We start from the raw sequence: 26957 nt of genomic DNA, 5'->3' as shown, positions 1-26957 counted from the left end.
GGCCTGGCCCGGCCGCGGCGGGGGTGTAGCATCCGCGCGTGTTCATTCCGAGATCAGGTGCACGACGGCTCGCGCTCGCCGCGCTCCTCGCGCTCGCCGCGCTCCCGGGTTGCGGCGGCGCGGAGCGGCAGGAACCCCAGTTCGCCGATTCCCCCGAGGTCCCGCTCCCCGGGCCCCCGGGCAGCTCCTCCGGCGCGCCGCTGCTCGACGCGCCCGGCGGCGCGCCGGAAGAGCTGCCCGGCGTGGACACGGCCGAGCTCGTGCGCCGCGAGCGCGATACCTGGTGGCAGCTCGTCTCGCAGCTCTACGCGCCGTGCACCGATCAGGCGGTGTCGCTCGCGCAGTGCGTCCGCGAGTCGCGCGCCTGCGCGGCCTGCGCGCCCGCCGCGCAGCTCCTCGCCGACAAGATCCGCGGCGGCGCGAGCGGCGCGGAGGCCCAGGCCGCGTACGGCGTGAGGTTCGGTCCGAACGTGAAGCAGATCGACCTCGCCGACTCGCCCTCTCGCGGGCCGGAGCGCGCGTCGATCCAGATCGTCGTGTGGTCGGACTTCGAGTGTCCTTCCTGCGGGCGCGCCGTCCCGCACCTCGACGAGGTCGTCGAGCGCCACGCCCCGCACGTCCGGCTGATCCACAAGGTGTATCCGCTGCGATCGCACCCGCACGCCGACGCCGCGGCGCGCGCGGCCATCGCGGCGCACCGCCAGGGCCGCTACTGGCCGATGGAGCGCCTCCTGTTCGAGAACCAGCAGCGGCTCGAGGAGAAGGACCTGCTCGGCTACGCGCAGAAGGTCGGCCTCGACATGGCCCGGTTCCGCGCCGACATGGCGGGCGAGCCCGCCGCCCGGGTGGTCGCGCGCGACAAGGCCGAGGCCGACCGCGCCGGGCTCTCGGGGACGCCGTTCATCGTCATCAACGGGCGGGAGTTCGATCTGGCGCTGTTCAGCCTGCAGGGCGAGCTCGACCGGTGGATCGAGACCGAGCTCGCGATCCTCGGAGGGCGCGAGGCGGCGCCCGGAGGCGGCGCGCCGCGCGACGCGAAGTAGGCAGGTGATCGCGGCGAGAGGGGTGGCATGGTTCCGTCACCCGTGATGAACGAGGCGTCTCCCTGTAATCGCGCGGGCGCGGCAAGGGAGGCCATCACCATCACGGCGCCGTCCACGACAGGGGCGGTTCGGATGCTGCCCATCGACTCCCGATCGGCGGGGCGTTGCAATCCTGCCCAGCCGTTCCGCGGAAAGCCTGTCCGCTCGTAGGCCCCCTCGATCGTGGCCGCCAACAAGAGAACCTCACGCCGGCAAGACCTGGCGTCCGTCTTCGTCCCTGGCGCCGACCCGCTGGCGATCGCGCCGCCCGCGGTCACCTCTCTCTCCGCGTAGCTTGCGGAATTCACGGCCGAGCCCCAGGGGACTTTGGCGGCAACGGCGCTGACGGCGGGGAACCCCAGGACGGCGGCCGAAGCGCACCGCGCGGAACGCTGGGGGATGAACTCGGCGCCTGTATCGGCGGCCGGGGCGGCCAAGGAGGGCCCGGCGGCCACGGCGGCCCGGGACGCGGCGGCGACTCGATCGGCATCGCCTACCTCGACGAGGACCAGCTCACGCTCGAGGGCGTCACCATCGAGACCGGGCAGCCGGGGAAGGGCGGGACCAGCTGGAACCACGATGGCAGCACGACGGTGAGAGAGAGCGGCGAGGCCCACAAAACGCTACGGTTTTCGGAATGGTCGCACCCGCGTCACGGGAGGACGGCGCGGATCTCCACGACGGCTACGCGGAAGCCTCGGGGGCCGAGGCCGACGGCCAATTCGCCAGGAAGCTGGAGGCCCCAGCGACCATGGCGGTGGGACCGCAGCGTCGCCACGCCTCGGCCTCGACACCACCGCCGCGCTGTGTGCTCCGATGCCGTGGGCGGATTTGAGCTTCACTTCGCTTCCTTGTCCGGTCGTTCCTCGATCAAAATTCGAGGGAACCAGTGTCCTATCGCGCCTTCCCGCGTGCGAAATTCCCCTTCTTCCGCCACGCTGTCCAGAAGGATCGGAACGAGATACAGCAGGTGCGTCAGCGCCTGGATCGAGTCCTCTCCTGTGCCGAAGCGACGCTGCACGGCGCCCTTCGGTCCGACGATCTCGCACGGAGCACGCCAATGTCCTCTGGACAGGTACGGGTGTCCGAGGCGCACGACGACCTTTTCCTCGCTGCCATCCTTCCGCTTCAGCGTCAGCTCTCGCTCACCAAGAACGTCCACTTTCGCAAGCATCAGCTCGTTGCTGAACTTGGAACCATCCTCTGATGCGATCCTCGGCGCGATGCGCCAAGCTTCCGCCTCTTCCGCGGACGCTCGCTCGACAGGTCCGCCGCCGTCGGACAGCTCAATGGATCCACGGTCCGTCATGGCCTCGATCTGAGCATCGAGAATCAGGAACGCGTGCGAGAGCGCCTGAGCCTGGTCCAGGCCGTGCGCTCTGTCTACCGTACCGGCTTCCCCTCCTTTTTCCACTTGGACGTCTACACACCATGTGCCGTCGCTTCCGGGTACCGGATGGCCAAATCGAGCGACCACCGGCTGGGCCGGTGAGCCGTCGGAAGGCTTGAAAACCAGCTTTCGCTCTCCGAGGATCTTGTCCATGCGTCGTCCGGTACACGTTTCCGACGCCTAGTCAAGTGAGAGAAGCGTCCGAGCAAGCTCAGGCAAGATTCTCCAACTCTTCGAGTGAGCCACCCCACGCGCCGCGCTCAGCCGCATTCGCGATTGAATACCATGCGCCCTAGCCTGTTGCGCAGGTTGCACTCGCCTTTGTAGTACCACGGGCAACGCTCGTCGCAGTACAGCTCCCATCTGTCGTACATGGCCGAACCGGCGGCTTCGCACCCGTCGCGACAATTTTTCTGACAGAGACCGTATCCTTCCATGGATTCAGAGTGGCACTGTCGCGCGCCGCCTCCTGGAAGACGAGCGCAGAGCTGGCTCCAATGCCGATGATACAGCTCGCACGCATCCTCGCAGGTGCCTCGTGACAATGGCTCGTCGAGCGCTTCAATGGCTAGATCCAGCGGCGCGGACGGAGCGCAAAGCGGATCGATGTCGTTCGTCTCCTGAACGTCCCGTTCTGACGATTCATGAACGGTCGGTTCGAACGGACTCGCCACGCAACCAACGCACGACATGATAAACGTGGCCGCGATGGATTTAAGAGTGATCATGTGCCCTCCCGCGAGGATCGGCCGATCCTCAGCGGCCTCCATAGGGCGTCGTTGGGATTTCATAAGTGGCTTCGTGTCGCGCTCAAGGTCGCTCCGCGATTCGTCCATGGGGAACACATGAGGTCTCGACGCTCAGGCGCCGGCGTCGCGTCCGTTGGCGGAGGAATGCACGTAAGCCCTTCGAACCGATGAACAGATCGGGGAAGCCGCGCGGCAGCGCCGGGCCTGGCGCTGGTCGGGTTCCGCCCGCACGGGTTGCCGTTCCGGCTCGGATCGTGGGCGCGCGGCGAACGGGGAGGAAGACTTGGGCGCGGAGCGTCACGGGCGAGGGAAAGGCGCCGCGCCACCTCGCGAGGCGCCGCGCCGCCTCGGACGCCGCGTGCGACGCACAGTGCTGAGTCGCTAATCTGGTCGCAATTCAGAGCGGCGGAGTACTGGGAACGTCATGGCTTGAGCCGTCGCGTGCCCGCGACGATGACAAGTCGATTCGAAAGTCGATCGTCCGCGGTGCGACAGTTGGCGCTGTTGCCCAATGATCGATTGCCGTGGTTGACGGTCCGCGACGCGCTCCTGGGCTTGCCCGCCATCGCCGAGGGGGATGTCGACAAGGATGACCCAAACCATTTCTTGAATCCCGGGGCGCGAACGTATGCGCGCCATACGGGCAGCCCGCTTGATGAGCCGGCGAAGACAGTGAAAGCTGGTAGTCATGGGGTTCCGGGCGGTGAGAGCACTGTGGCGCTCGACGATGAAAGGACCCGGCATTTCTCGGTCAGGGAATGCGCGCGTCTCCAAACATTTCCGGATGACTGGGTTTTCGAGGGTACGTGGTCGCGTGCGATGAGGCAGGTCGGCAACGCGGTGCCCGTCGAATGTGCTTGCGAATCCGGATGGCCGGACCGGTGCCCGAGCGCGCTCGTCACGATGGCCCCAGCGCGGATGCGGGTGCGACCGCTCAGCGGCATGGGCATGAGGCGTACAGGTAGGGGGACGTTTTAAACCATGCAGCCGGTCCTCATGGCAGTCTCCGCGAACCCCGCGCCGGGGGCGACGGCACGTCGCCACCCCCGGAGAAAAGGGGGACGGCCTACCGGCGCCCCGACGGTCACAGGCCGGCTTAGCTCGGCCGGTTCTTCTCGGACGTCTGGCCGCCGCCAGCGCTCGTCCCCTGCGAGGGCCCGCCGCTCTTGATCTCGACCGAGCGGCCGCGCTGCTGCTGCTGCGGCAGCTTCAGACAGACCTCGAGGACGCCGTTCTCGAACCTCGCGTCCACGTCGTCGACCTGCACGCCCTCGGGCAGCGGGATGGCGCGCGTGAACGACCCGTAGCTGCGCTCGGTGTAGCTCATCCCCTCGCGCTGCTCCTGCTGCTCCTGCCGGCGCTCGCCCTCGATGATCAGGGTGTCGTCGCGGAGCTCGACCCGGATGTCGTCCTTGGTGACGCCGGGGAGATCGGCCTTGACCACGAGCTGACCGTTGCGCTCGCCCAGCTCGATGCGCGGCGACCAGAGGCCGCCCCCGAGGGACGAGAGACCCCGGCCGCCGCCAGGCTCACCCATCGTGCGGCCCTGCCTGAACGGCGAGAGCAACCCTCCGAAGCCGAAGTCGTCGAACATGCGATCCATGTCCTCCATCATCCGGCTCATCATCGCGAACGGGTTGAAGACGCCGCCCGCCGCGCCGTACCGCCCCATCTGGCCGCCGCCCTGCTGACGCTGCAGCCCGGTGGACTGACCGCCGGCCCCCTGGGAAGGGGTCTGACCTGTCGCCTGGCTGCCGGGCTTGCCTTGCTGCGACTTGCTCACGGACACGTCCTGGCCTGTCGGCTGACGCTGCTGTTCCGCCATAAGAACCTCCTTTCTTGCGAACGTAGGACTTGCAAGTGTGGTGCCGTGTCGCGAGCGTGAACCAGCGTAGATGACGTGGCCTGTCGACGCGCGCCGCTGGCCGTGTCCGCCATGGCGCGCCGCGCAGCCCGTCGCGGAGCGCCACACGGGCGCGCCGTCCTCAGCAGAGCGCGCCGGGGCCGAGCTCGCGCAGGCGCCGCCGCGCCCGGGAGCCCGGTGGAATCGCTCACCGCCACCCCGCCAGGATCTCCTCGAAGCGCTCCAGACTGCACGGCTTCTGCAGCACCGGACGGCTGAGATCGGACTCGCGCAACCCGGCTTTGCCATATCCGGTCAGGAAGACGAACGGGATGCCTCGCTCGCTCAGGATGTCGGCCACCGCATAGACCTTCTCGCCGGCGATGTTGACGTCCAGGCTCGCCCCGTCGATCTCGGCCTCGAGGGCCAGGCGCGTCGCGTCCTTCATGTTCAGCGCCGGGCCGATCACCACACAGCCGAGGTCGGTCAGGGCGTCCTCGAGGGACGAGGCGATCATGGGCTCGTCCTCGACGATGAGGACACGCAGCCCCTCCAGCCCACGTTCGCCTCCTGGGACCGGCTTCATCCTGCGCCCACGCGCTCGAGGGGCAGGTCCATCACGCAACGTACGCCCCCAGGCAGGTAGTCGAGGCGCACCTCCGTGGCGAGCTGGCGCCCGAGGTCGCGCTCGATCAGGCGTGAGCCGAAGCCCTTGCGGCGCGGCGGCCGGACAGGCGGCCCGCCCGTCTCCTGCCATTCCAGGTGGAGCAGGCGCTCGTGCGCCTGGGTGATCACGTCCCATGTGACCGCGACGTGGCCGGACGGCTGCGATAACGCTCCGTACTTGGCCGCGTTGCTCGCCAGCTCGTGAAAGACCATGCCGAGCGTCACCGCCGCCTCGGGGCGGAGGCGGACGTCCTGGCCGGCCAGGCGGACGCGATCGGCGTCGCCATGGGCGTGCGGCGCCAGCTCGGCGCGGACGACGTCGTGGAGGTCGGCGCCCTGCCACGCGGTCTGGTTCAGGAGGTTGTGGGTCTGGGACAGGGCGAGCAACCGGGCGAGGAAGGCGCTCGTGAAGGCCTTGGGCGAGTCCGCCATGCGGAGCGTCTGCACGGCGATCGCCTGGACGATCGCCAGCGTGTTCTTCACCCGGTGGTTCAGCTCGTTCATCAGGAGCTTCTGGCGTTCCTCCGCCTGCTTGCGCTCGGTCACGTCGAGGAAGAACGCCACCCCCTGGCTCTCCGATCCCTCGAACCGCGCGCCGCCGATCACCACCGGGACGCGGCTGCCGTCCTTTCGGAAATACTCCTTCTCCAGCGGCCCGAACTCACCTGTTATGCGGACCTGATCGAGCGTCCGCTGGGTCGGCTCCTTGAACTCCGGCGGCGTGAGATCTGCCCAGCGGAGGGTCCCCGAGGTCAGATCTTCACGGCTGTAGCCGAGCATGCCCAGGAGCGCGTCGTTCGCGTCGATGACCCTGCCGTCGAGGTCCCAGACGGCGATCCCGATGATGTTGGAGTCCACGAGGCGCCGGATGCGCGCCTCTCTCTCCCGCAGCGCCAGCTCCGCCCGCCTGCGCTCGCCGTTCTCTTGCTGGAGCTGGGTGTAGAGGCGCGCGTTCTCCAGCGAGATGGCGGACTGGGAGGCCAGGAGCTCCAGCACCTCGATCCGATCCGCGGTGAAGGCGCGCGGGGTCAGGTTGTTCTCCAGATAGAGCACGCTGACGAGCGTGCCCTGCTTCACCAGGGGGAGGCAGAGCACGGAGCGGGGGCGCCGCGCGCGCACGTAGGCGTCTTCCGAGTACAGGTTGGGTACGGCGGCGTCGTCCAGGATCACGCTCTCTCGCGTGCGGATCACGTACTGGAGGACGGCTGTCGGGAGATCGCTCGAGGTGACGGGCGTCTGGCGAAGGGTGACCTCGACCCGGCCGCGCCGGGTGACGACCTCGGCCTCGACGTCGTGCGCGGCGTGCGAGGCGCTCGACGCGCGGATCAGCAGCCCCCGCTCGGCGCCCGCGTGCTCGACCGCGATCGTCAGCAGGGCCTCGATCACCCGGCCGAGGTTCAGCTCGCCGGAGACCGCCTGCGAGGCCCTGAGCATGGCCATGAAGTCGAGCCCAGGGCGCGCGCCGTGACCCACGGCGGCGCCGCGGACGTCGGCGCCCCCGTCCCGCGCCAGGTCGGTCCGCCTGCGCAGCGCCTCCGGCGCGAGCGCGTGCGGAAAGTCCCTCTCGAGGCGCAGCATCGGCCGCACGGCGCCCCAGCGCCCATAAAGCCTGTGCGCCTCGGTCATGTAGGCGCGCGCGACGAACGCCCTGCCCAGGTCGAGGTAGTGTCGAGCGCAGAGCTCGTTGGCCAGCGCCTCGTCGTGCAGGAAGCGGCCCTCCCGCGCGGCCGCGATCCCCTGATCGTACAGGGCGCCCGCGCCCTCTCGCCGCTCGCTCCGGGCGACCTCGGCCTCCAGGATCAAGCTGCGGTGGCGGTGGCTCTCCGGGCCGAGCGCCGCCCACGACGCCACCTTGCGCGCGCACTCCCCGAGCCTCGCGAGGTACGCCGCCCTGAGCGCGGGGGCGGCGGCGCACGCGGCCCGTGAGAAGGCCAGCCCCCCGTAGAAGTGATAACAAGGGCTCGCGTGCCACGCGGCGAGCATGCCGAGGCTGGCCGGATCGGTCGAGCCCCAGATCTCGGCCACCTCCTCGTACGCGCCCTGGAACACGCCGGCGAGGACCTTGAAGACGTTCACGAAGTAGAGCGACGCCCGGTTGTCGATGCTGCGGGCGGCCTCGGTGACCGCGTCGATGTCGACCCAGGCCCCGCGCTTCCAGTCGCCCTCGTCCTGCGTGCTCAGGGTTTCGCAGAGCTGCCCGGCGGCCCCGACGATCCACGTGATCGCGTTGAACTTGTCGAGCTTGCAGAGCGGCAGATACAGCCTCGCCTCCTCGATGACGTCGTGGAGGTGCTCCCCCCGGAGGAGGCCGTTCATGCTCGCGTTGCACGCATTGTAGAAGGCCCAGATGTACTGCCCCGTCTCCATGCCGGCGTGGACGCCCTTGCGCAGGGACGCCTTCGAGCGCTCGTAGGGATCCATCCAGTGCTGGACCCACGCTCCCCACATGTTGCACAGCATGGACTCGGACTTCGCGTCCGGGTGGCGCTCGTTCAGGCGGACCGCCGCCCGCCCGAACTCGTACCCCTTCTCGATGTCGAGCCTGGCGCACAGGAGCGTCCCGAAGTTCACGTAGGCGTAGATCGAGTTCCTCGAGATGCCATAGGTCAGCGAGTTCTGGAGCGCCTTCATCACCGTGATGCCGAAGTTGTTCGTGCCGAGCTGGTAGGTCGGCGAGAACATCTCCTGGAGCACGTCCTGCAGGGCGGCGATCTCGGGATCGTCGAGCGCGGGCAGATCGACGAGCGACGCGATCGGGCGATCGCCGATCATCGCGATCGTCCGCTCCATCTCGGCCATGAGCGCGTCGTCGTCCGGATAAGGCGGCAGGTCGATGTCGTACGCCCGGAGCGCGGCGAGCCCCTCTTCCATGGCGGCGGGAAGGTCGTTCTTGAGGATCTCCACGTTCATCTTCAGGCGGCGCACCTCCGTCTTGTGGAGTCGCCCCACCGCTCGTTCGAAGCTCCCCGCGAGGGTGGAGAGCGCGTCGTCGTGGCGTCCGCAGAGCGACTCCAGGAGCCCCTTCTTCGTGTGGTAGGTGAAGGTCAGCGCGTAGCTGGAGGTCCACGCGTCTCCGGGCAGCATGGATATGCCATGTTCCAGGTACCTGAGGGCCGCGGTGAAGGCCGACGACTCCTGGGCGCGCCCGGCCGCCTGGAGGTTGAGCCTGGCCGATTCCATGCGCTCTTCCGGCGCGCGGATCAGATCGCCGGCGCTGTTCAGGTGATTGACGACGTCGAACAGAGCGCGCCCGTCGCCGGAGCGCGGCTTGCCGAGCAGGAGCTTCCCGATCCGGTAGTGAAACGCCGGCCTGTCTCGCTCCGGGATCAGCGAGTACGCGGCCTCCTGGATCTTGTCGTGCGCGAACCGAAACTGCTCGTCCGCGCTCACGATCAGGCCCTCGGCGAGGGCGTGCTCGAGGCTCGCGTACGTCTCGTCGGGGGGCCGCTCGCTGACGGTGTTCAGGACGTCCATCTCGAACGTGTTGCCGATCGCCGAGGCCAGCCGGAGCACCCGCTGCGTCGCCTGCGGCAGGCGCCGGATGGTCTCCGTCATGAGGCTCAGGACGTTATCGGTGCACTCCAGCCGCTCGATGTGGCGCAGGTCCCAGCGCCAGCCCGCCCGTGGATCGAAGACCAGCGCCTTCGTGTCGTAGAGGTGCCGCATGAACTGCTTCACGAAGAACGGGTTGCCCCCGGTCTTCTTCAGGATCGCGGCCGCGAGCGCCTCTCCGCCGCCGATCTGCAGGCTGTCGTTGATGAGCTCGGTCAGGTGCGCGAGGCCGAGGGGCGCGAGGACGATGTCGCGCGCCTCGAGGCCGCCCTTCGTGAGCTGCTCCAGGGCGACGAGGAAGGGGTGGGTCGGGCTCACCTCGTTGTCGCGGTAAGCGCCGCAGAAGAAGAGCGACTCCACGTCCTCTCTCGCGAGGACTCTCGTGAGCAGGCTCAGGCTGGCCGAGTCCACCCACTGGAGATCGTCGAGGAAGAGGGCCAGCGGGTGGGCGTGCCGGGCGAAGACGGACACGAAGTTGTGGAAGTAGAGGATGAAGCGGTTCTGGGCCTCGACCGGGCCGAGCGCGGGGACGGGCGGCTGCTCGCCGATGATGTGCTTGAGCGACGGGAGGACGTCGCAGATCACCTGTCCGTTGGTCCCGAGGGCGCCCAGGATGGCGTCGCGCCACCGCGTGATCCGCTCCTCGCTCTCGGAGAGGAGCTGCCTGACGAGCGTGTCGAACGCGTGGACGATGGCGCTGTAGGGCGTGTCGCGGTTGACCTGATCGTACTTCCCGCTGATGTAGTAGCCCTTCTCGCGCACAAGCGGCTTCAAGATCTCCTGGACCAGCGACGACTTGCCGATGCCCGAATAGCCCGAGACGAGGACGATCGTCCGCTTGCCCCGCAGCACGTCGTCGAACGCGCCGACGAGCTTCCGGATGTCTCCTTCGCGGCCGTAGAGCTTCTGGGGGAGCCGGAAGAGGTCTCTCCTGTCGTGGCGGCCAGGGCTGAACGCTCCCATCTGGCCGCCGCGCTGCCATCGCGCTCGGATCTCCTCCAGATCGGCCCTCAGCCCCTCGGCGCACTGGTAGCGGTCCTCGGCGTTCTTGCTGAGGAGCTTCATCGTGACGGCGGAGAGCGCGTCGGGCACCTCCGGGTCGAGCTCCGAGGGGGCGACGGGCGTCACGGCGATGTGGGCGTGCATCAGCTCGAGGGGGTCGAGCGCCTCGAACGGCCTCCGCCCCGTGAGCATCTCGTAGAGGACGACGCCGAACGAGTACATGTCGGTGCGGTAATCCACGCTCCGGTTCATGCGGCCGGTCTGCTCCGGCGATGCATAGGGGAGCACCTTCGAGAGGACGCGACGTGAATAGATCTCCTCCTTCTCGCGCGTCACGATGGAATCCACGCCGAAGCCCGTGAGCTTCACCTGACCGTCCTCTCCGAGCAGAATGTTCGTAGGCCTCACGTCGCCATGGATGAGGCCATGGCGATGGATGTCGGCCAGGGCCTCGGCCACGGGGATCAAGACGTCCAGCGACGCGCCGACACCCAGCTTGCAGGCCGTCTTCGCGGACAGCGGGTCGCCCGGGAAAACCTCGGTGACGAGCGCCAGGCCGTCCTCGTGCTCCTCGACGGCGTACACCTTGACGACCCTCTCCGAGTCGAGCTGCCGTATCGCGCGGTAGGCGTGCCTGAAGCGCATGAACTCGCCGGCTCGGGCGTCATCGGTGTGCAGCATCCTGATCGCCACGTCGATGCCGTCGGCGTCTCGACAGGCTCGATACGTGGCGGAGCCCGGGCCCTCGCCGGTCTTCGCGGTGACGTGATACCCCCTGAGCTGGGCTGTGCCTGGTCGCACCGGGAGCGCGCGCCCAGGCTCGACGGAGCGAGCCTCCTGGACAGCAGGTCGATTCCATGCCTCCGACGTATCCGGCATATCGCGGGCGTTTGAGCCCACGAGTTGCCATGTCAACTGGACGGCCGGGGCCGGCGGGGCCGCCCTCGGCGCCCGCTCACACCGTCACATCGCGTACCGCAGGATGATCTCGGTGATCCCCGCCGCGAGCAGCAGCAAGAGCCCGCCCACGAAGCAGAAGAGCGTGAACCGGTCGTCCCGCCACCGCTGCCGGAGCGGCACGATGTCCCGCTCCGGCAGCACGACGGCCCTCAGGGTCGCGTGGATCGGCAGCCCCCCAGGCCGCATCGCGACCGCCACGTTGGGCGGCTGCGCCAGCCCCATGTTGATGAACCGCGTCACCCCCGCGCGGAGCCGGTCCCCCATGCCGGGCATCGCGCTGCCGATCGCCACCGCGCGGAGCCACGGCGCCCGCTCGAACGCGTTCGCCATCGCGATCACCCCGAACAGCTGCCGCAGCCGCGGCATCAGCGCCCGCACCTCGGCCAGGTGCTGGAACGCCCGCGTCCGCGCCTCGGGCGCGTCCTCCGAGCTCACCCGCGCGAGGCAATACGACTCCAGCCGCGCGTTCAGCCCCTCGAGCTCCTGGAGGATCCGCGGCCCGGCGTTGTCCGGGCTCGTCTCGAGCGGGAGCGTGAAGCCCCAGGGCTCCTCGCGCCCGCGCTCGGCGGTCCACTGGAACACCTCGGCGAAGCCCCAGAGCGTGTCGTAGCGCGACAGCACCACGTACGTCGGCACGTCGGCGTGCAGCGCCCGGCCGACCTCGACGAGGTACGCGCGGATGCGGTTCGCGTACGCGTCGAGCCCCTGCTCGTCGAGCTCGACGAACTCCGCGATGCTCAGGACGAGCAGGATGCCGTCGATCGGCTCGCGCTCCCGTGAGCGGCGCAGCTCGTCGCAGAGCCGCGAGAGCTCGGCCGGCTCCCGCCGCGGGCCGAGCACCGACGCCTCCGGCTCGATGAAGAGCGCCTCCTTCGCCAGCCAGTAGGAGCACCGCGCCGCGGGCACGCCGATCGGGAGCTGCCCGCCGCTCACGGGCCACGTCAGGTTCATCGAGCGGATCACCGTGGAGCGGCCCGACCCGGGCTCGCCGAGCACCAGGTAGCAGGGGACCGCGTAGATCCCCTGGTCGTTGCCCAGGTTCGCCTGCTCGACCAGCGTGTGAACGCTCGCCAGCTCGTAAACGAAGGAGCCGCTCATCGGACCCTTTGCGCGATCGTCCACGCGAGCGCGAGCGCGCCGGCGATCGCGACGAGCGACGCCAGCGCCCGCCCGACGAGGACGGACCGCCAGAACGACTGGGTGGGGAGGTGCTGCACCGCGACGCCTTCGACCTGCACCGGCTTGAGCACCCCGCCCTTCCAGTCCCGATCCGGATCCACGCCGAGCGTGAGCGACAGCTCGCGGCGGATCCGCAGCAGATCGTCGGGGTTCTGCCCCGGCAGCCCGTAGCGCCCGCGGAAGCCGAGCCCGAGCACGCACGCGTACGTCGCCATCACCGGGAGCGGGCCCTTCCGGACGCGCTCGAGCCGCTCGAAGAACTCGACGCCCGCGTTGTTGGTCGTCCACCGCGACGCCTGGAGCGGGCGCTGCGCCCAGACCGGCCGCAGGTCCGGCAGCGACATCGCGAACTCGTCCGCGCACGCGGCGATCGCGAACATCCCGTCGTCGACCGACGCGACCGGCATCCCCTGCGCGAGCCTGGACCCCTTCAGCTCCTCGAGCAGCAGGTTCGCCTGCCGCAGCACGTGATCGGCCGGAGGCCGCCGCGGGGACTGGCGGAGCATGCAGAGCCAGAGGAGCATCTCCTCACCGAAGACGCCGATGGACGTTTCCACGCGGGCGCGAGCTTACGCCAGGCGCGCACCGACCGTCGACCCGGGCGCGCGTCCACCTCGCGCCGCGCGTAGGTCGACGGGCCGACCGTCGGTCCTCGCCGGATCCCGCGCCGCGCGCCGCGGGTGCACCGGAGCGTCGACATCCGGGGGGGGCCGTGCCTATGCTCCGGCCGCTTCTCGAGCCCCCTTCGAGAGCAGCCGGGGTCGCGCGAAGGCGATCCCCTTGAGGAGAGGTCATGTCGGAGATCCAGAGCGTCATCGCGCGCGAAGTCATCGATTCGCGCGGCAACCCCACCGTCGAGGCCGAGGTCACCACGCTGAGCGGCACGGGCCGCGCGGCCGTGCCGAGCGGCGCGTCGACCGGCGAGCACGAGGCCGTCGAACTCAGGGACGGCGACAAGAAGCGCTTCCTCGGCAAGGGCGTGCTCACCGCGGTGAAGAACATCGAGACCGTCCTCGGTCCGGCCGTCCTCGGGATGGATGCGCTCGACCAGGCCGAGCTCGACAAGGTGCTCATCCAGGCCGACGGCTCCCCCAACAAGTCGAAGCTCGGCGCCAACGCCATCCTCGCCGTCTCGATGGCCGCCGCCCGCGCCGCCGCGGACACGGTCGACCTGCCGCTCTGGCGCTACCTCGGCGGCGCCGCGGCGCGCGTCCTCCCGACGCCGCTCATGAACATCCTGAACGGCGGCGTGCACGCCGACAACGGCCTCGAGATCCAGGAGTTCATGATCGTCCCCTACGGCGCCGAGTCGTTCGCCGAGGCGCTGCGCACGGGCACCGAGATCTTCCACACCCTGAGGGGTCTGCTCAAGAAGGACGGCATGGTCACGGCCGTCGGCGACGAGGGCGGCTTCGCCCCGCGCCTCCCGTCGAACCGGGCGGCGCTCGAGTACGTCGTGCGCGCCATCGAGGCCGCCGGCCACCGCCCGGGCGAGGACGTCGGCGTCGCGCTCGACTCGGCGCTCAGCGAGTTCTACGACGCGAAGACCGAGCGGTACACCTTCGACAAGCAGCAGAAGACCCGCGAGGAGATCGTCGCGATCTACGACGAGCTCTCCAAGGCGTTCCCGATCGTGTCCATCGAGGATGGCGTCGCCGAGAACGACGAGAAGGGCTGGCGCCTGCTCACGGAGCGGCTCGGCAAGAAGGTCCAGCTCGTCGGCGACGACCTCTTCGTGACGAACCCCGCGCGCCTCGCGAAGGGCATCGAGGACGGCCTCGCCAACGCCATCCTCATCAAGCTGAACCAGATCGGCACCGTCACCGAGACGCTCGAGTGCATCCGCCAGGCGGCCGAGGGCGGCTACCGGTCGATCATCTCGCACCGCTCGGGCGAGACCGAGGACACGTTCATCGCCGACCTCGCGGTCGCGACGAACGCGGGCCAGATCAAGACCGGCTCCGCGTCCCGCTCGGATCGCGTCGCGAAGTACAACCAGCTGCTCCGGATCTCCTACGCGCTCGGCGACGGCCAGGTCTTCGCCGGCCGCGCGCCATTCCGCCGCCCCGGCGCGAAGCGCTCCAGCTAGCTCTGCTCTACCCGGCCAGGAGTCCGGCCATCGCTGGCCGGGCTCCTGCGCGGGTCGCCGCGCCTTCGCGCTGGCGTTTCTTGCTTTATTTCCTGGGGGATCCCCCGGCGCTCCGCGCCCCGGGGTCCGTTGTCGAGAGGGCGAGGGGCCCCGCGCGGCGCTGAGCGCGCCGTCGGGGTCGACCTCTCAGCGCTACCAGCGGTCGCGCCCGCCGCCGCCGCGGCCACCGCCGCGCCCGCCGCCGCCACCTCCACGGCCGCCGCCGCCGCCACCCCCGCGGAAGCCGCCACCGCCGCCGCCGCCGCCGCCGGGGCCGCCGGTGCGCTCGCGCGCCTCGTTGACCGTCAGGGTACGGCCGTCGAGGTCCTTGCCGTGCAGCGCATTGATGGCCGCCTGCGCCTGGGCATCGCTCACCTCGACGAACCCGAACCCGCGCGACTGCCCGGTCATCCTGTCCGTCATCAACTGAATCGAGAGCACCTCGACGCCGGCGCCTTCGAACGCGGTGCGCAGGCTGTCTTCCGTCGAATGGAACGCCAGGTTCCCCACATAAAGCCGCTTGCTCATGTCTGCCGCCAATCCCGTTGCACGATCCCCGCTTCCCTCGCGGACGGCCCGGATCGTGCCGCGGGCCGCACACGAAAACGCTCCCCGACGACCGGCCGTCTCCCACGTTCGGACGAGGCAACCACGTTGCAGCAGGCGGCCGGATCAGAGGTCGAGGACGAACGAGCCTTGAGGCGCTCCGGAAGCTACCGGCCGGCGGCGGGGTACGCAAGGTATTCCCCCAGGCTGGCCGCGTCTGCCTGTTCATGACCGCCGATCGCGTCGGCCGGCAGGCGACGGCGCGCACCCACGTTGGATGGGGCGCGCGCCTCGCGCCGCCATGCTCGGTGCGATGTGGACGAACGGGATCCGGGTCCTCTTCGCGCCGTTCGTGCTCGAAATCCCGGGGCGCTGGCCGCCGGATCGGCTCGCCCGCGTGGATGCCGGCGAGCTCACGACCGCGTCGCCGGGCCGCGTCAAGGTGATCGCCGCCGGCGGGCCGCTCACGGCGAGCGCCGACGTCACCGTGAAGCTCGCCGGCACCGCTGCCCGGCGCTCCCCCCGGCGCGAGCGCCGCGCTCGCCGGGCCTCCCGCTCAGGCGGCGCGCGCGGCGGCCACCGCGGCGCGGGGCTGCACGACGCCGAAGCCTTGCCGCTCCGGCGCGATGCCGGGCAGCCCGCGCGCGGTCTTCATCAGGAGGCGCCGGCATTGCTGCGGGGAGAGGCGCGGGTTCGCCTCGAGCATCTGCGCCACGACGCTGCTCACGATCGGCGCGGCGAAGCTCGTCCCGTCCACGTGTTTGTAATGGCCGGAGATCACCTTCTGGTCGCGCAGCTTGGCCGCCGCGAGCTGGCGCACGAGGTACGGCTCGCGGCCGGCGATGGCGTCGAGGTCCGGATCGACGCACGCGTGCTCGACGAGCAGCCCGGGCAGCTCCTCGTCCCGGGCGCGGTCGAGCAGCGACAGGAGCTGCGCCTGCGCCGCCGTCGGCGTCCCGGGCAGGATGGGCGCCGCCAGCCAGATCGCCGGCGCGATGAGCTCCGGCTTCTGCAGCCCGTCGAGGGTGAGGCCGTACGAAGAGTGGTAGTTCCACGTCTGCTCTCCTGCGCCGCCGTCGTCGAGCCCCCCGACGGCGATGACGCTGGGCGCGCTGGCCGGCGGCAGGACGCGGTGCCCCGGGTCGTGCCCTGCGTTGCCCGCGGCGGCCACGACCACGATGCCGTTCCGGGTCGCGTCGTCGGCGGCGCGCGACAGGCTCCCGGTCAGGTACGACTCCTCGTAATCGCCTCCGCAGGAGATGTTGAGCACACGGATTCCGTACTGCTCGCGGTGCGCGATCACCCACTCGATGCCCCGCCGGATGTCGTCGTGGACGATGCGGTGGGCGAAGCCGACCTTGACCAGCACGAGGTTCGCCTCCGAGGCGAGCCCGCGGAAGCGCCCGTCGGAGAGCGCGCCGTTCCCGGCGGCGACGACCGAGGTCATCATGCCGTGCCACGACGAGGCGTCCCCGTGCTCGAGCGCCGAGGGGCCCGCCTCGGGCGCGAAGAGGTCGTGGTAGGCGAGGACGCGGTTCTGGGGCGTTGTGAGGTCCGGGTGGGCGTAAAAGCCGGAGTCGAGGAAGGCGATGGTGACGCCGCGGCCGGCGTAGCCGGGGTCGGCGTGCAGCCGGTCCGCGATGGGCAGGATACGCCTGGGGTCGAGGTCGCTCGGAGGCATGGGCAGGGCACTATTCCACCGTTTCGCCGCCTGGGCGTGCGGGAACTCCGCGCGAGCCCGCTCGCTCGTCCGAATGGCACGCTGAGGGCTGGCCAGTCCAGCGTGTCAGCAACCCCGCCAGAGAAACCGGCCGATAGCGAGTGGTCGCTCGACGTGGTGTGCGACACCCCCTACCCGAGCGAGCTCAGAGCCCTTTTTTCCTGAGGATGAACTGGCCACCGTCGCCCGGGGGATCGTAGGTCTCTCCGGCGAAGTCGAAACCCGTGTCAAAGGCCCCGCTGACCCATACGCCGCCCTTCGCGTCGACCGCGATGTGCGTCAGCCCGTTCGGAATGCCGCTCGCGAACTCGACGCTCTCACCCCTGTCGCCGTTCGCTTCGAAGCGTGTGAGGCACCCCCCTTGGGCGCTCTGATCGTTGGCGAGATCACCATAACGACAGGCCACATAGCTCTGGCCTCCGCTGCCCAGCGCCAGGGCCTTCCCGAAATGATCCGGCGCCCCGAGCGCGCTCGCCCAGCGCACCGCTCCAGCGTCCAGAAAATCATAGAGGACCGAACCTGTGACCTCCTCCTCGAAGCTCACCGCATGATCGAGGAACGTCGACGGAGAGGTCTGTGTGGCCAGGAGCATCAGCCGTCCGGAGCTCGTGGACTTCAGGTCATGCACATAGTCGAAGGACGCGCCCCCGAAGCGCTGCGCGCGCAGGGGAGCACCGCGCTCCGGATCGAGCCAGGCGAGCCAGCCATTGTAAACCACGGGGTCATCCCGTCCCCCAGCCTTCGTGAGCACGGCCTCGCCTACCGTGAGGACTCCAGTGAAGACGCCGCCGACGAGGACCTCACCGCTTCCAGTGAAGGCCAGCGCGGTCGCGTAGCCTTGACTCCTGTCGTGCTCGAACGTCTCGCTCCAGATCTGCTCGAGCGTCGAGCCGGAGAATTTCTGGATCAGGGGCTTTTGAACGGTGGCGTCGTCGTTATACACCCCGAGCCCGACGACAATATCACCCGCCGCGTCGACGGCCATCGCGCTCAGGGGCGTGCCTCCTTCGAGGGGTACCCCGACCGCGTTCGAGATCGAAAAATCGGGGGCCACTTTGACCAGGTAGTACCCGTACTCGACCGCCTTCAGCGTGAACTCACCGAAGGTCATCTCCGCATAGAGCTGACCGATGAGGAGGATCGACCCTCCGGGATCGACGGCCAATAGCTCGGGCTCGGCCGCGCCGGTGAGCGAAAGCACGTTCAGGACCTCTCCCTTCGTCGAATATTCAGCCAAGAAGGGCTCATCCACCGCGTCCGGGAGGAGCTCCGCCGGGGCCCGCGCTCCCACGGTCACGACGGAGCCATTCGGCATAGCTGCGAGCGGTTGACCAAACCCGAAGGCAGGACGCCGTGGAAAGCTCAGCAGGAACTCTTCGCCGCTATCACCGGGTTCACCCGCCGCGCCGCCGGTACCGCCGCCGCTGCTGCTCCCTCCGCCTGATGAACTACCGCCGCTCGATGCACCACCGGACGCCGCGCCACCGCCCGCGCCTGCTCCCGACGAGCGCTCCTCGTTCATCGCGGGGCCGCCCACGGTCGTTCCGCAGGCGAGGAGCGCGAGGGAGAGTGAGCCTGCCAGGAATGGGGCCGCGAGGCGCGTCGTCAGGCTCGGCCTCTGTCCTGCTTTGACACACCCTGGCACATGGAGAAGGTCGCTACTTCCTCTGCTCGGGCCAGGGAATGGCGCGATCGCTGGGTGTTTTCCAGGACTTCGAAGGATTGAGTTGGAAAGCATGTCTCGGTGCGGAGCAGAATTCGTGCCGCTATTGCGCGCCGCGGTCCGTCACCTCGCCCGCCTCCCGTGTGATCCCGTCGAGGATCCGCGTGAGCTCGGCCAGCTGAAAGAGCTTCAATTATAACATCCATTTAACCCACCCGCGCACTTCAAATTACATCCCATTTTCTGCTGCCATTCGATAAACGCCGCTTCATCAGGCTCGTGCTTCAAACCTTCATAAAAATGAACTCTATCAGCCATTCCTCTCGATTCTATGTGGCCAAAAAAATCCATCGTTTGAGCCATGATATCGTATTTGTCGCAATAATTTTGATCTGTAAATTTTTCGTAGTACCCGCTCACCAAACGCTCTGCATCTTCGAGTGAATATCCATAGGACGATTGTAAATGTTTCACGACTCGCTCAAACAAGAAAATTTCGTCTTCATCAGTTGAAATTTTCAGCCCCATAAAACTTATCCTTTTCTCAGCTAAATATCGATTAAATATATCAACTGCTTTTCACTATGAACACTGGACGACGATCGGGGGAAAATCTCCTTCCTCATCGATACGCTGGGGCGCGCTTGCCCTGAAACAGCTCCCGCTTTGAGCGCGACCTGTTACGATGCGCTGCTCGGCTGCGTGCGCTACGAGTGCGCCGACGACTGCGAATTTCACCCCTGATCGACGGGGCGCGGGGCGCTGCCGGTCGGGCACACGATCTCCACGATCGAGCCGTCGGCGCGTGCCTCGAACACGCCGAGCGCGTCCTTGCCGGTGTCGATGTGGCCCATCGCGGCGAAGGCGCTCGGGCCGATCCGCGAGCGGTGCCGCCAGTGCATGTGGCCCGCGACCACGAGCTTCGGCCGCAGCGAATCGACGACCAGCCGCGCGAGCTCACTGCCGACCTGCTCGGGACGGTGGGCGCGGCGCATGCCCGCGAGCTCCGCTTCCTGCTCGGGCTCGATCGCTCCGCGCGGCCACTCGTGCAACACGAGGATGTCGCAGCTGCCGTAGCTCGCGGCCTTCATCACCTCGTCTTCGGTGTAGTAAGCGAAGAGCTTCTTCTTCTGACTTTTGATCTCGCGCAGCGGCGGCCGCCAGGCGAGCGCGTCTTCCGAGTAGATGCCGCTCAGGCCCACCACCCTGAGGCCCGCGACCTCGACGCGACCGACGCGGCCGAGGTAGTAGCAGTTCGGCGCGAGCTCGCCGCCTCTGGGGAACTGATCGAGGAACCCGTAGGGCTCGTGGTTGCCGCCGATGAAGTAGATCGGCCACTCGAAGCTCGCCAAACCCTGGTCGAAGGCCCAGAAATCACCGAGATCCCGGTACTTCTGCGGGAGCGAGGCCGTGGCCAGATCGTCCTCGTGGCGGTGTGGCTCGAAGTCCCCGACCTGCAGTACGAAATCGATGTGACGGCGATGGCGGTGCTCCCAGGCGTCGAGCAGCTCGACCATGGAGTGCATGGCGCCATGCACGTCGCCGACGACGGCAACGATGGTGGAAGATGTCATGCCCGTTCGCGCATCGTACAGGAACGCGGGTTCGACGGCTGTGTCCTCGCTGGGGGACCCAGGCGGATCCGAGACCGCGCCCGCCGGCTGGGGACGCCCGCGCGAAGCCGCCCCGAGGCGGCGCAGGAGCCTGGCATCCATGGCCGGACCTCCGGCGCGCGGCGCTGGACGGGCCCGCGTTGCTCCGGCAGGCTCGGGCGCATGAGGTCGTTCATCGCGACGATGGTCTACGAGCTCCACCCGGACACGCCCCCGGAAGCGAGGAAGCTGCTCCGGGCGCACCTCGTCGGCAGGCGCTGGCAGGACAGGCACGAGGGCGCGGCGATGCCGTCGACCGCGGTCTGGATCCGCCGCTCCGCGGAGGACCACGAGACGACGGACGACCTGCACGCCGCGTGCGCGCGCGACCTCGGCGACGCGGTGGCCGCCGTGGCGCGGGCGGGTCGGCCGATCCAGGTGCTGCGCGCGTGGATCCAGGTGAGCGGCGCGGGGACGTACGGGCTCGTCACGGTGCCGAGGCCGGCGGACGGCTGAAGGCGCGCGGCGGAAAGCCGCGCCCCGCCGCGGCGCTTCGGATAGGCTTGGATGGCTCGAAGGGAGGCTTGGATGGCTCGAAGGCTGGGGATTGGCGCGGCGCTGCTCTCGCTGGTCGCGCTCGCGGTCGGCTGCGGGGGGCTCTCGACGGAGGAGGCGCAGCAGCGCTGTGCTCAGCTGCGCGACGCGGTGCCGTCCTGCTCCACCGACGAGAGCCACGATGCGTGCGTGCGCTGCTACGAGGAGTGCGGCGACGCCTGCGAGCCGTCGGGGGCATGCCCGCAGACGTTCACCTGCGCAGAATGAGAGGGAGCTGCATGAGCAAGAACAGGAAGAGTCCGCTGCTCGTCGCCGTCCTGGCCGCGGTCGCGGGCGCCGTGTCCGGCTGCGGCTACGACACGGAGAAAGCGAGGAAGGCGTGCGCCGAGCACGTCGGCGAGGTCACCTCGCCCGCGCTGGCCGCCTCGTACGCCGACTGCATGGACTGTTTCGAGGAGTGCGGCTCGCGCTGCGCCGTCATGGAGAGCGCTCCGCCGCAGTTCGCCTGCTCTTACTGATCGCCGCGCGCGCGAGCGTCGCAGGGAGGGGGCACCCCGACGAGGCGCCACGGGAGGGCCAGGCGCGCGGCCTCCCCCGTCGCCGGCGTCAGTTGACCTGGATGCCGCAGTTGAGGAACTCGATCGAGGTGTCGATCCGGAAGTGAGAGTCGGTCACGTGGCGCTCGGCGAAGAAGAAGTCGAGCTGGTACGTCTTCCCGATCTCGAGCCCGAGCTCGTCGAGGTCGACGACCTCGAGCTGCTCGGCGTGGATGCCCCCGAGGTCGACCACCTTCTGCCCGTTGATGTACGTGAAGACGTCGTCGTCGCCGGCGAACGTGAACTGCTCGCCGCCCTTGTACTGGAAGCCGATGTGCATCTCGAAGGTGAAATGGTAGTTGTGCGTCCGCCCCTCGTTGCCGAACAGCGCCTCGTCGATCGGGAAGAACTCCCGGTTGTTGTACGTCCACACGCCGTCGCCTTCGGGGTCCTCGAACTGCAGCGTGATGTTCATCGGCATGTTCACGCCCTCGGTGTCGCGGAACCACACGTCGAAGTTCTCCTTGCCGGTCGTGGTCGTGGTGCCCTCGGCCCCGCCGGCATAGACGGGTTTCAGGTCCTCTCCGAGGGTGTCCGTGACGATCATGTGATCGTTGCAGTTGATGCACTTGCCCTCGTCCTGCGGCTCCATGTCGGGGTGCGCCTCCTGGAAGTCGCGCACCCGGCCGGTGAACTTGCCGTCGCACGACTTGCCGGTCTCCTGGTCCTCCCCGGGGTTCCCGCCGACACCGCTGCTGCCGACGGTGGGATTGACCGAGCCGAAGCTGTCATCGTAGCCACCCGTCCCGCTGGGCCCGCCGGTGGTCCCGCCGGGCCCGCCTGCGCCCTGCCCCTGCGATGACGCGTCGCCTCCGCTGCTGCTATTGCCCTGATCGTCCACTGCGCTGCACGCACCCAGGACGCCCATAAGCGCAAGCGCCGCCACGCACCCAGCCGTCTTTTTCATCGCCAACCTCGTGTTAAGATGCCGTCCCAAGACCCCGCGGGTAAATTAGCATGATGGTGTCCCCCCGGCGTGCTGACGTGGCGCGTTATCTGGTGGAATTGCACCCGGCAAATGTGCCTATTATTTGATGGTGCTGGGATTTTCTTTTGGTGGTGTTCGCCGGGCGAATCATGGCGCGCGAGCGCGCCGGGAGCAGGGAGCACGTGAATCCGGTGATATCGACGCTTCGGCCACCCGGCGGCCGCCGGCCGACTGCCGAGCTGACGCTCAACCACCGACTGCCGAGCTGACGGCCACAACCATGTTCCCCTCTGCCGCGCCGGCGGCCCTCGCCCCGGCGCGCGAGGCGTCTTTCGTGGCGGTGCGATCTCCTGCCACGTCGTTTCGTCCACGGCGCCGGCCGCTCGTGGCTTGGGCCACGTCGCCGGGGCCGCCGCGCCGGCACGAAAGGCTCGACTTCCGGGCACGCTCGGGTTACGCGAGGTCCGCTCGTCACGGACACGGAAGAGACGCAGGTGCGCGGTGGACCACGAGACGCGGAGCGATACCGAGCCCGGCTCCAGCGCCGCTGAGGCGCGGGAGGCTCGCCACGCCGCCGAGGCGAGCCCGGTGCCCGTCCCGTGGGCGGAGCCGCCGCCCCGGCGCTCGACCGGCGCCGGCGAGGCGACCTGTCCTGTCTGCCTCGAGCGCATCGCCGCCGGGGTCGCCCTCTGCCCCGAGTGCGGGGAGCCGGCCGACGCGCCCAGGCGGACGGCGACGGCGCCTTCGATCCCCGATGCCCCCAAGGATGCGAGCTGGCTCTCCCTCCACTGGCGCCCGCTCGTCACGATCGGCGCGATCCTGGGGCTCATCAGCACCGGCGGCGCGCTCCGTTACCTGGCGCCCCATAGGTTCGCGCCGTCCCGGGCCGCGTCGCCGGTCGCTCCCCCGGCCCCGGTGTGCGGGGCGCCGTGCTGGAGCGGCGAGTCGTGCCAGCTCGGCCGCTGCGTCTGGCAGCGCCCGAACGACGTCGGCCACGTCGCCGAGGCGCCCTCGATCGCCGGGCCCTTCTCGCTCCCCAAGGACGCGCTCGACGCGCTCCCGCTCGACCGCGACCGCTTCGTTGTCGCGCTGTCCGCCGGCCTGGAGGTGCGCAGCTCCCGGACCGGCCAGGCGCTGAGCCTCGTCTCCGAGGCGCCCCACGTCCGGCGCCTGCACCGCGTGGGTGACGTGGTCTACGCGACCGCGCCCTCGCGCATCTACGTGATCGACGCCGCCACGACGCGGCTGCTCAAGACGATCGAGCTCGGCGAGGCCGTGGGTGACATCCAGGTCGGCGCCTCGGGCCGGCGCGCGCTCGCCTCGCTGCCGGCGGCGCACGCGGTGGCGATCCTGGCGACCGAGTACCACGCCGAGATCGAGCGCATCCAGTTCGGCGACGACGCCGTGGGCCCCGTGGCCGTGGACGACAGCGGCAGCCGGGCGATCACGACGACGGGCCAGCTCCCGCTGTCCGGCCAGCGCGAGCCCTCGGGCGGCGTCGCCTATCCGTTCGACCCGAGCCGGCTCGGCTCGGAGCAGGATCGCGTGCGCACCTCGATGGTGGGCAACCCGGCCAGCGCGCTCATGATCCCCGACGGCTCGGCGGGCTTCGTGGCCCTCCGGGCCGAGAACACCCTGGTGCCGCTCACCTGGCTCCCGTCGGGCGCGGTCCGGCAGGAGGCGCGCATCACGACGTGCCGGGAGCCGGAGCAGATCGCGCTCGTCCGGAGCGACCGGCGCGCGATCGTGCGGTGCAACGAGGGGCGGGCCATCCAGGTCTTCGATCTGTCGAAGCGCGAGCTGCTCCGCGCCGTCACGTTCCCCGGCCGCGCGCTCGACATGGCCGTCGCTCCCGACGGGGCGCAGGCGGTCGTCGCGCTGAGCGGCGACGGGGCGGGCTCGGTGGCCCTGGTCGATCTGAAGAGCTACGCGGCGAAGGTCCACCCGCTCGGCGGCGAGCCGACGCGGGTGCGGCTCGCCCCGGACGGCGGCTCGGCGCTCGCGCTCGGCGATCGCGCCAAGGTCGCATGGGTGCTGCAATGAGCGAGCGTCGCGTCCCGTGCCCGAGCTGCGGCGCGCGGATCGTCGAGGGGGCGCGCAAGTGCCGCGCCTGCAAGGGGTGGCTCGGCGAGCGCCACCGCGGCTCCGTGGGGTCGCTCTCCGGCCGCGAGCCGCGCCTGGCGCGGGCCGCGGTGACCGTGGCGAGCGGCGTCGCGGCCGTGATCATCGCCACCCTGACCAGCCTGAAGTCGCCCGTCGGCGAGGCGCCCCCGCTGACCGCGCTCGCGCCGGAGGGCGCCGCCTCGCGCGCCGCGCGCGACACGGCTGACGACGCGCCGGACCCCGCGGCGTTCGGCCCCGACGCCGCCGAGCCCGCGCCGCCCCCGGCGGAGCCGAAGGGCCGCTGGCGCGCCCGCGAGTTCCGGATCGGGGACGTGCACCCGCTCGACGTGGTCTTCAACCCGAGCGGCGCGTCGATCTACGTCAGCGGCGACGACGCCTCGCTGCGCGAGTACAAGCTCCAGAGCGGCGAGCTCCTCCACAAGGCGTCGATGCCGGCGCAGGGCGACCACATCCGGCTCCTGTTCGACCGCTACGTCGCGGTGCTGCGGCACCAGGACGCCGCGCGGATCCCGGTGATGGACACGACCGCGTGGGATCGCGATCCGGTCCTGCTCGACGTCGGCCGGACGCCCGGCGACATCGTGGCGCTGCCGGACGGCAGGACGGTGGTCGCGGCGACGACGGACACGAAGCGCGTGACGAAGTTCGAGCTGCCGACGGGGGTGCGGCTCGCGAACATCACGCTCCCGCACGCCACGGGGCAGCTGTTCCTCGTGCAGGCCGAGGGGCGCCCCTACATCGCGGCGCTCGGCGCGCTGACGCACGCGGGCCGGCCGGCCGGCGCGTGGATCGACCTGTTCGACCCGAGCGAGTCGCCGTTCGGCGCGACCCGGCGGAGCATCGCGGTCGGGCGCGAGCCGCGCGAGGGCGACATCACGCGGGACGGCGGCGCCGTGTTCTTCCCGGATCGGCTGTCCAACACGGCGATCCTGCTGAGCGTGGCCGGGGTGACCGAGACGAGGAAGACGCCCGTCGGCGTCGGGCCGACCGCGGGCTTCTTGCTCGACGAGGACCGGTACGGCATCACGCTCAACGCCGAGGCGCGGACCGCGAGCGTCATCGACCTGTCGACGATGCAGGTGAAGAGCACGCTCCCGCTCCGCGGGGTGCCGCTGACGGGCGTCACGTCGCCCGACCGGAAGACGCTCTTCGTGGCGCTCGGCGGGACCCAGTGGCCGCCGGTCGGCAGCGGCGTCGCGGTCATCGCGGGCGACCCGCCGAGGGTCGTCGCGTCGCTGCCCACGGGCAAGGGCGCGTGCGCCGTGGCGGTCTCGAAGGACGGCGCGCGGGCGGTTGTCGCGTCGTACTGGGACCGCTCGATCACGGTGCTCGAGCAGTAGTCGCCCGGCCGGGGCGGCGGGGCGGCGCTCCGCGCCGAGCGCCCCCGCGGCTCCTCTGGATGGCCGGCGTGTTTCTCCGAGGTTCCGCGGCGCGCAGGTGACGACACCTCCCGCGAACAGAGGTGTCGAACACGCAACATAATTTCGTCCCTGTCATCTTTGCGAAACCTCTCTGCGCAGAGAGTGGGAGCAGGCTCAGCGGAGCCGACGGCAGTTCCGAAGGTCGTCTCGTTGCGCCGGCGACGAGGCCACAGCGGTTGTCCTCCAGCCCAACCCCCTGCTCTGCCCATGACCAACAATCATCCATGTCGTCCGTTGTTCCGTGTGTTCCTCGGCGCGAGCCTCCTTTGCCTGCCTGCATTTCAGGCGTCGGCTCAGCCCGCGACGGAGCCCGCCGCCGCGGATCCGGCGGCGCCTCCGCCGGCGGACAAGCCGAAGCCCCCTCCGTATTCGTTGCCGTTTCAGCTCCGTCCGGTGGTCGCCGTGTCCGTCGTGCGCTCCGACACCGCGATCGCCTTCTACAGCCCTCCTTCCGCGAGCTCCTCCGGCTCGGCCGTCGCGTCCACGCTGCTCTTCAGCTACAAGGTGACCGACGATGTGGCCCCGCTCGTGCGGCTCGGCGTCGTCTCGAACTCCCCGCCTGCTGGCGACTCGGGCTTCGGGTTCCTGAACCCTGTCGTCGGCGCCACCTACGCGCTGAAGCTCACGCCGGAGCTGCGACTCGCCCTGTTCCTTGGCCTCACGGTGCCGGTGGGCTCCGGCGGCGGCAACACGCCGAGCCCGGAGATGGGCCCCGCGAGGACGGCCGGTATCTACGCCCGCTCGGCGATGGATAACGCGATGTTCGCCGTCAACGACTTCACGGTCTTCCCGGGCGTCGGGTTCGCCTATGTCGCGCACGGCTTCACCGCGCAGGCCGAGGCCACGGTGCTCCAGCTCCTGCGGGTCCGCGGGGAGGACGTGCAGCCGGACTCGTCGAAGACGAACTTCACCGCCGGCGTGCACCTCGGCTACTTCGTCGTCCCGATGCTGTCGATCGGCGCCGAGCTCCGGCACCAGCGCTGGCTCTCGACGCCGGTCTCCGTGCAGAAGGACGCCTCCCGCGCGACGCGCGAGACGACCACGGTGGCCGTGGGGCCGCGCGGCCACTTCAAGCTGGGAGAGAAGATGTGGTTGCGCCCCGGCGTCGCGTTCGCGATGGGGCTCGATGATCCGATGAAGGCGTCAGAGCACAAGATCCTGCAGATCGACGTGCCGTTCGCCTTCTAGATTCCCGATCCTGATCCGACCCTCGGTCCAGGCTGGCTCGCCCGTCCGGTGCGACCGGCGGCCCGAGCAGCCG

Annotated in this window: 22 protein-coding genes; 9 read left to right on the top strand and 13 right to left on the bottom strand. The window is 69.7% G+C overall.

From position 1 onward, the window contains the following. The first annotated feature begins 38 nt into the window (after nucleotides 1–38). Nucleotides 39–1043: a DsbA family protein gene (locus WMF11_RS43100; protein WP_437974891.1), complete on the top strand. Its 1005-nt coding sequence runs from the start codon at nucleotides 39–41 to the stop codon at nucleotides 1041–1043. Nucleotides 1044–1920: 877 nt separating this feature from the next. Here the strand turns inward: WMF11_RS43100 and WMF11_RS43095 are convergent. Next, on the bottom strand, nucleotides 1921–2625 hold the full coding sequence (locus WMF11_RS43095) for a DUF6968 family protein (RefSeq protein ID WP_437974890.1): 705 nt from the start codon (nucleotides 2623–2625) through the stop codon (nucleotides 1921–1923). 107 nt (nucleotides 2626–2732) lie between these two features. Continuing rightward, nucleotides 2733–3200, bottom strand: a complete 468-nt coding sequence (locus WMF11_RS43090; RefSeq protein WP_437974889.1) for a hypothetical protein — start codon at nucleotides 3198–3200, stop codon at nucleotides 2733–2735. 474 nt (nucleotides 3201–3674) lie between these two features. Here WMF11_RS43090 and WMF11_RS43085 point away from each other — a divergent pair, with 474 nt between their 5' ends. Beyond that, nucleotides 3675–4199, top strand: a complete 525-nt coding sequence (locus WMF11_RS43085) for a DNA cytosine methyltransferase (protein ID WP_437974888.1) — start codon at nucleotides 3675–3677, stop codon at nucleotides 4197–4199. A 118-nt stretch (nucleotides 4200–4317) separates the two neighbouring features. On the opposite strand, the gene WMF11_RS43080 is transcribed toward WMF11_RS43085, so the two are convergent. From WMF11_RS43080 to WMF11_RS43060, 5 genes are all read right to left on the bottom strand, one after another. Beyond that, entirely contained in the window at nucleotides 4318–5046 is a 729-nt protein-coding gene (locus WMF11_RS43080; protein ID WP_437974887.1) for an Hsp20/alpha crystallin family protein, read from the bottom strand. A 226-nt stretch (nucleotides 5047–5272) separates the two neighbouring features. Continuing rightward, a complete protein-coding gene (locus WMF11_RS43075; RefSeq protein ID WP_437904890.1) occupies nucleotides 5273–5581 on the bottom strand; it encodes a response regulator in 309 nt (102 codons plus the stop codon). A 65-nt stretch (nucleotides 5582–5646) separates the two neighbouring features. After that, nucleotides 5647–11163: an AAA family ATPase gene (locus WMF11_RS43070; RefSeq protein WP_437974886.1), complete on the bottom strand. Its 5517-nt coding sequence runs from the start codon at nucleotides 11161–11163 to the stop codon at nucleotides 5647–5649. A gap of 84 nt (nucleotides 11164–11247) precedes the next feature. Beyond that, nucleotides 11248–12342 carry a type VI secretion system protein gene (locus tag WMF11_RS43065; RefSeq protein ID WP_437904887.1) on the bottom strand — a complete coding sequence of 365 codons (1095 nt, stop codon included), beginning with the start codon at nucleotides 12340–12342 and terminating at the stop codon, nucleotides 11248–11250. Further along, nucleotides 12339–12980 (bottom strand): DotU family type IV/VI secretion system protein, encoded by a 642-nt coding sequence (locus WMF11_RS43060; RefSeq protein ID WP_437974885.1) that lies wholly within the window; start codon nucleotides 12978–12980, stop codon nucleotides 12339–12341. Before WMF11_RS43060 ends, WMF11_RS43065 begins: the two co-directional genes overlap by 4 nt. Nucleotides 12981–13216: 236 nt before the next feature. On the opposite strand from WMF11_RS43060, the gene eno reads away from it, so the two are divergent. Beyond that, nucleotides 13217–14512: a phosphopyruvate hydratase gene (gene eno, locus WMF11_RS43055; protein WP_437904884.1), complete on the top strand. Its 1296-nt coding sequence runs from the start codon at nucleotides 13217–13219 to the stop codon at nucleotides 14510–14512. Nucleotides 14513–14704: 192 nt separating this feature from the next. On the opposite strand, the gene WMF11_RS43050 is transcribed toward eno, so the two are convergent. The 5 genes from WMF11_RS43050 to WMF11_RS43030 all read right to left on the bottom strand — a co-directional run bounded on the left by WMF11_RS43050 (nucleotide 14705) and on the right by WMF11_RS43030 (nucleotide 20054). Next, entirely contained in the window at nucleotides 14705–15079 is a 375-nt protein-coding gene (locus WMF11_RS43050) for an RNA recognition motif domain-containing protein (RefSeq protein WP_437325517.1), read from the bottom strand. A gap of 574 nt (nucleotides 15080–15653) precedes the next feature. After that, a complete protein-coding gene (locus WMF11_RS43045; RefSeq protein ID WP_437904883.1) occupies nucleotides 15654–16778 on the bottom strand; it encodes a S8 family serine peptidase in 1125 nt (374 codons plus the stop codon). Between the two features lie 184 nt (nucleotides 16779–16962). After that, a complete protein-coding gene (locus WMF11_RS43040; RefSeq protein ID WP_437974884.1) occupies nucleotides 16963–18555 on the bottom strand; it encodes a hypothetical protein in 1593 nt (530 codons plus the stop codon). 114 nt (nucleotides 18556–18669) lie between these two features. Further along, nucleotides 18670–19008, bottom strand: coding sequence for a hypothetical protein (locus WMF11_RS43035; RefSeq protein ID WP_437974883.1), 339 nt, complete (start codon nucleotides 19006–19008; stop codon nucleotides 18670–18672). 206 nt (nucleotides 19009–19214) lie between these two features. Further along, entirely contained in the window at nucleotides 19215–20054 is an 840-nt protein-coding gene (locus WMF11_RS43030; RefSeq protein WP_437904881.1) for a metallophosphoesterase, read from the bottom strand. 201 nt (nucleotides 20055–20255) lie between these two features. On the opposite strand from WMF11_RS43030, the gene WMF11_RS43025 reads away from it, so the two are divergent. The 3 genes from WMF11_RS43025 (at nucleotide 20256) to WMF11_RS43015 (ending at nucleotide 21145) form a co-directional block, all read left to right on the top strand. Continuing rightward, a complete protein-coding gene (locus tag WMF11_RS43025) occupies nucleotides 20256–20588 on the top strand; it encodes a hypothetical protein (protein ID WP_437526997.1) in 333 nt (110 codons plus the stop codon). Between the two features lie 72 nt (nucleotides 20589–20660). Continuing rightward, on the top strand, nucleotides 20661–20894 hold the full coding sequence (locus WMF11_RS43020; RefSeq protein WP_437974882.1) for a hypothetical protein: 234 nt from the start codon (nucleotides 20661–20663) through the stop codon (nucleotides 20892–20894). A gap of 11 nt (nucleotides 20895–20905) precedes the next feature. Then, the gene (locus tag WMF11_RS43015) at nucleotides 20906–21145 is read left to right on the top strand and encodes a hypothetical protein (RefSeq protein ID WP_437974881.1); all 240 of its coding nucleotides are present in this window, start codon (nucleotides 20906–20908) and stop codon (nucleotides 21143–21145) included. Nucleotides 21146–21233: 88 nt separating this feature from the next. Here WMF11_RS43015 and WMF11_RS43010 read toward each other — a convergent pair whose 3' ends face one another. Then, nucleotides 21234–22130, bottom strand: coding sequence for a fibro-slime domain-containing protein (locus WMF11_RS43010; protein WP_437974880.1), 897 nt, complete (start codon nucleotides 22128–22130; stop codon nucleotides 21234–21236). 522 nt (nucleotides 22131–22652) lie between these two features. Here WMF11_RS43010 and WMF11_RS43005 point away from each other — a divergent pair. From WMF11_RS43005 to WMF11_RS42995, 3 genes are all read left to right on the top strand, one after another. Continuing rightward, complete coding sequence (locus tag WMF11_RS43005) at nucleotides 22653–24194, top strand: YncE family protein (protein ID WP_437974879.1); 1542 nt, start codon at nucleotides 22653–22655, stop codon at nucleotides 24192–24194. After that, nucleotides 24191–25615 carry a YncE family protein gene (locus WMF11_RS43000; protein ID WP_437974878.1) on the top strand — a complete coding sequence of 475 codons (1425 nt, stop codon included), beginning with the start codon at nucleotides 24191–24193 and terminating at the stop codon, nucleotides 25613–25615. Before WMF11_RS43005 ends, WMF11_RS43000 begins: the two co-directional genes overlap by 4 nt. Nucleotides 25616–25903: 288 nt before the next feature. Next, nucleotides 25904–26884, top strand: coding sequence for a hypothetical protein (locus WMF11_RS42995; RefSeq protein ID WP_437974877.1), 981 nt, complete (start codon nucleotides 25904–25906; stop codon nucleotides 26882–26884). Nucleotides 26885–26957 lie beyond the last annotated feature (73 nt).

The organism is Sorangium sp. So ce295, from assembly GCF_051527405.1.
Lineage (GTDB): Bacteria > Myxococcota_A > Polyangia > Polyangiales > Polyangiaceae > Sorangium > Sorangium cellulosum_B.
This window is presented reverse-complemented; position numbering and strand designations above follow the sequence as displayed.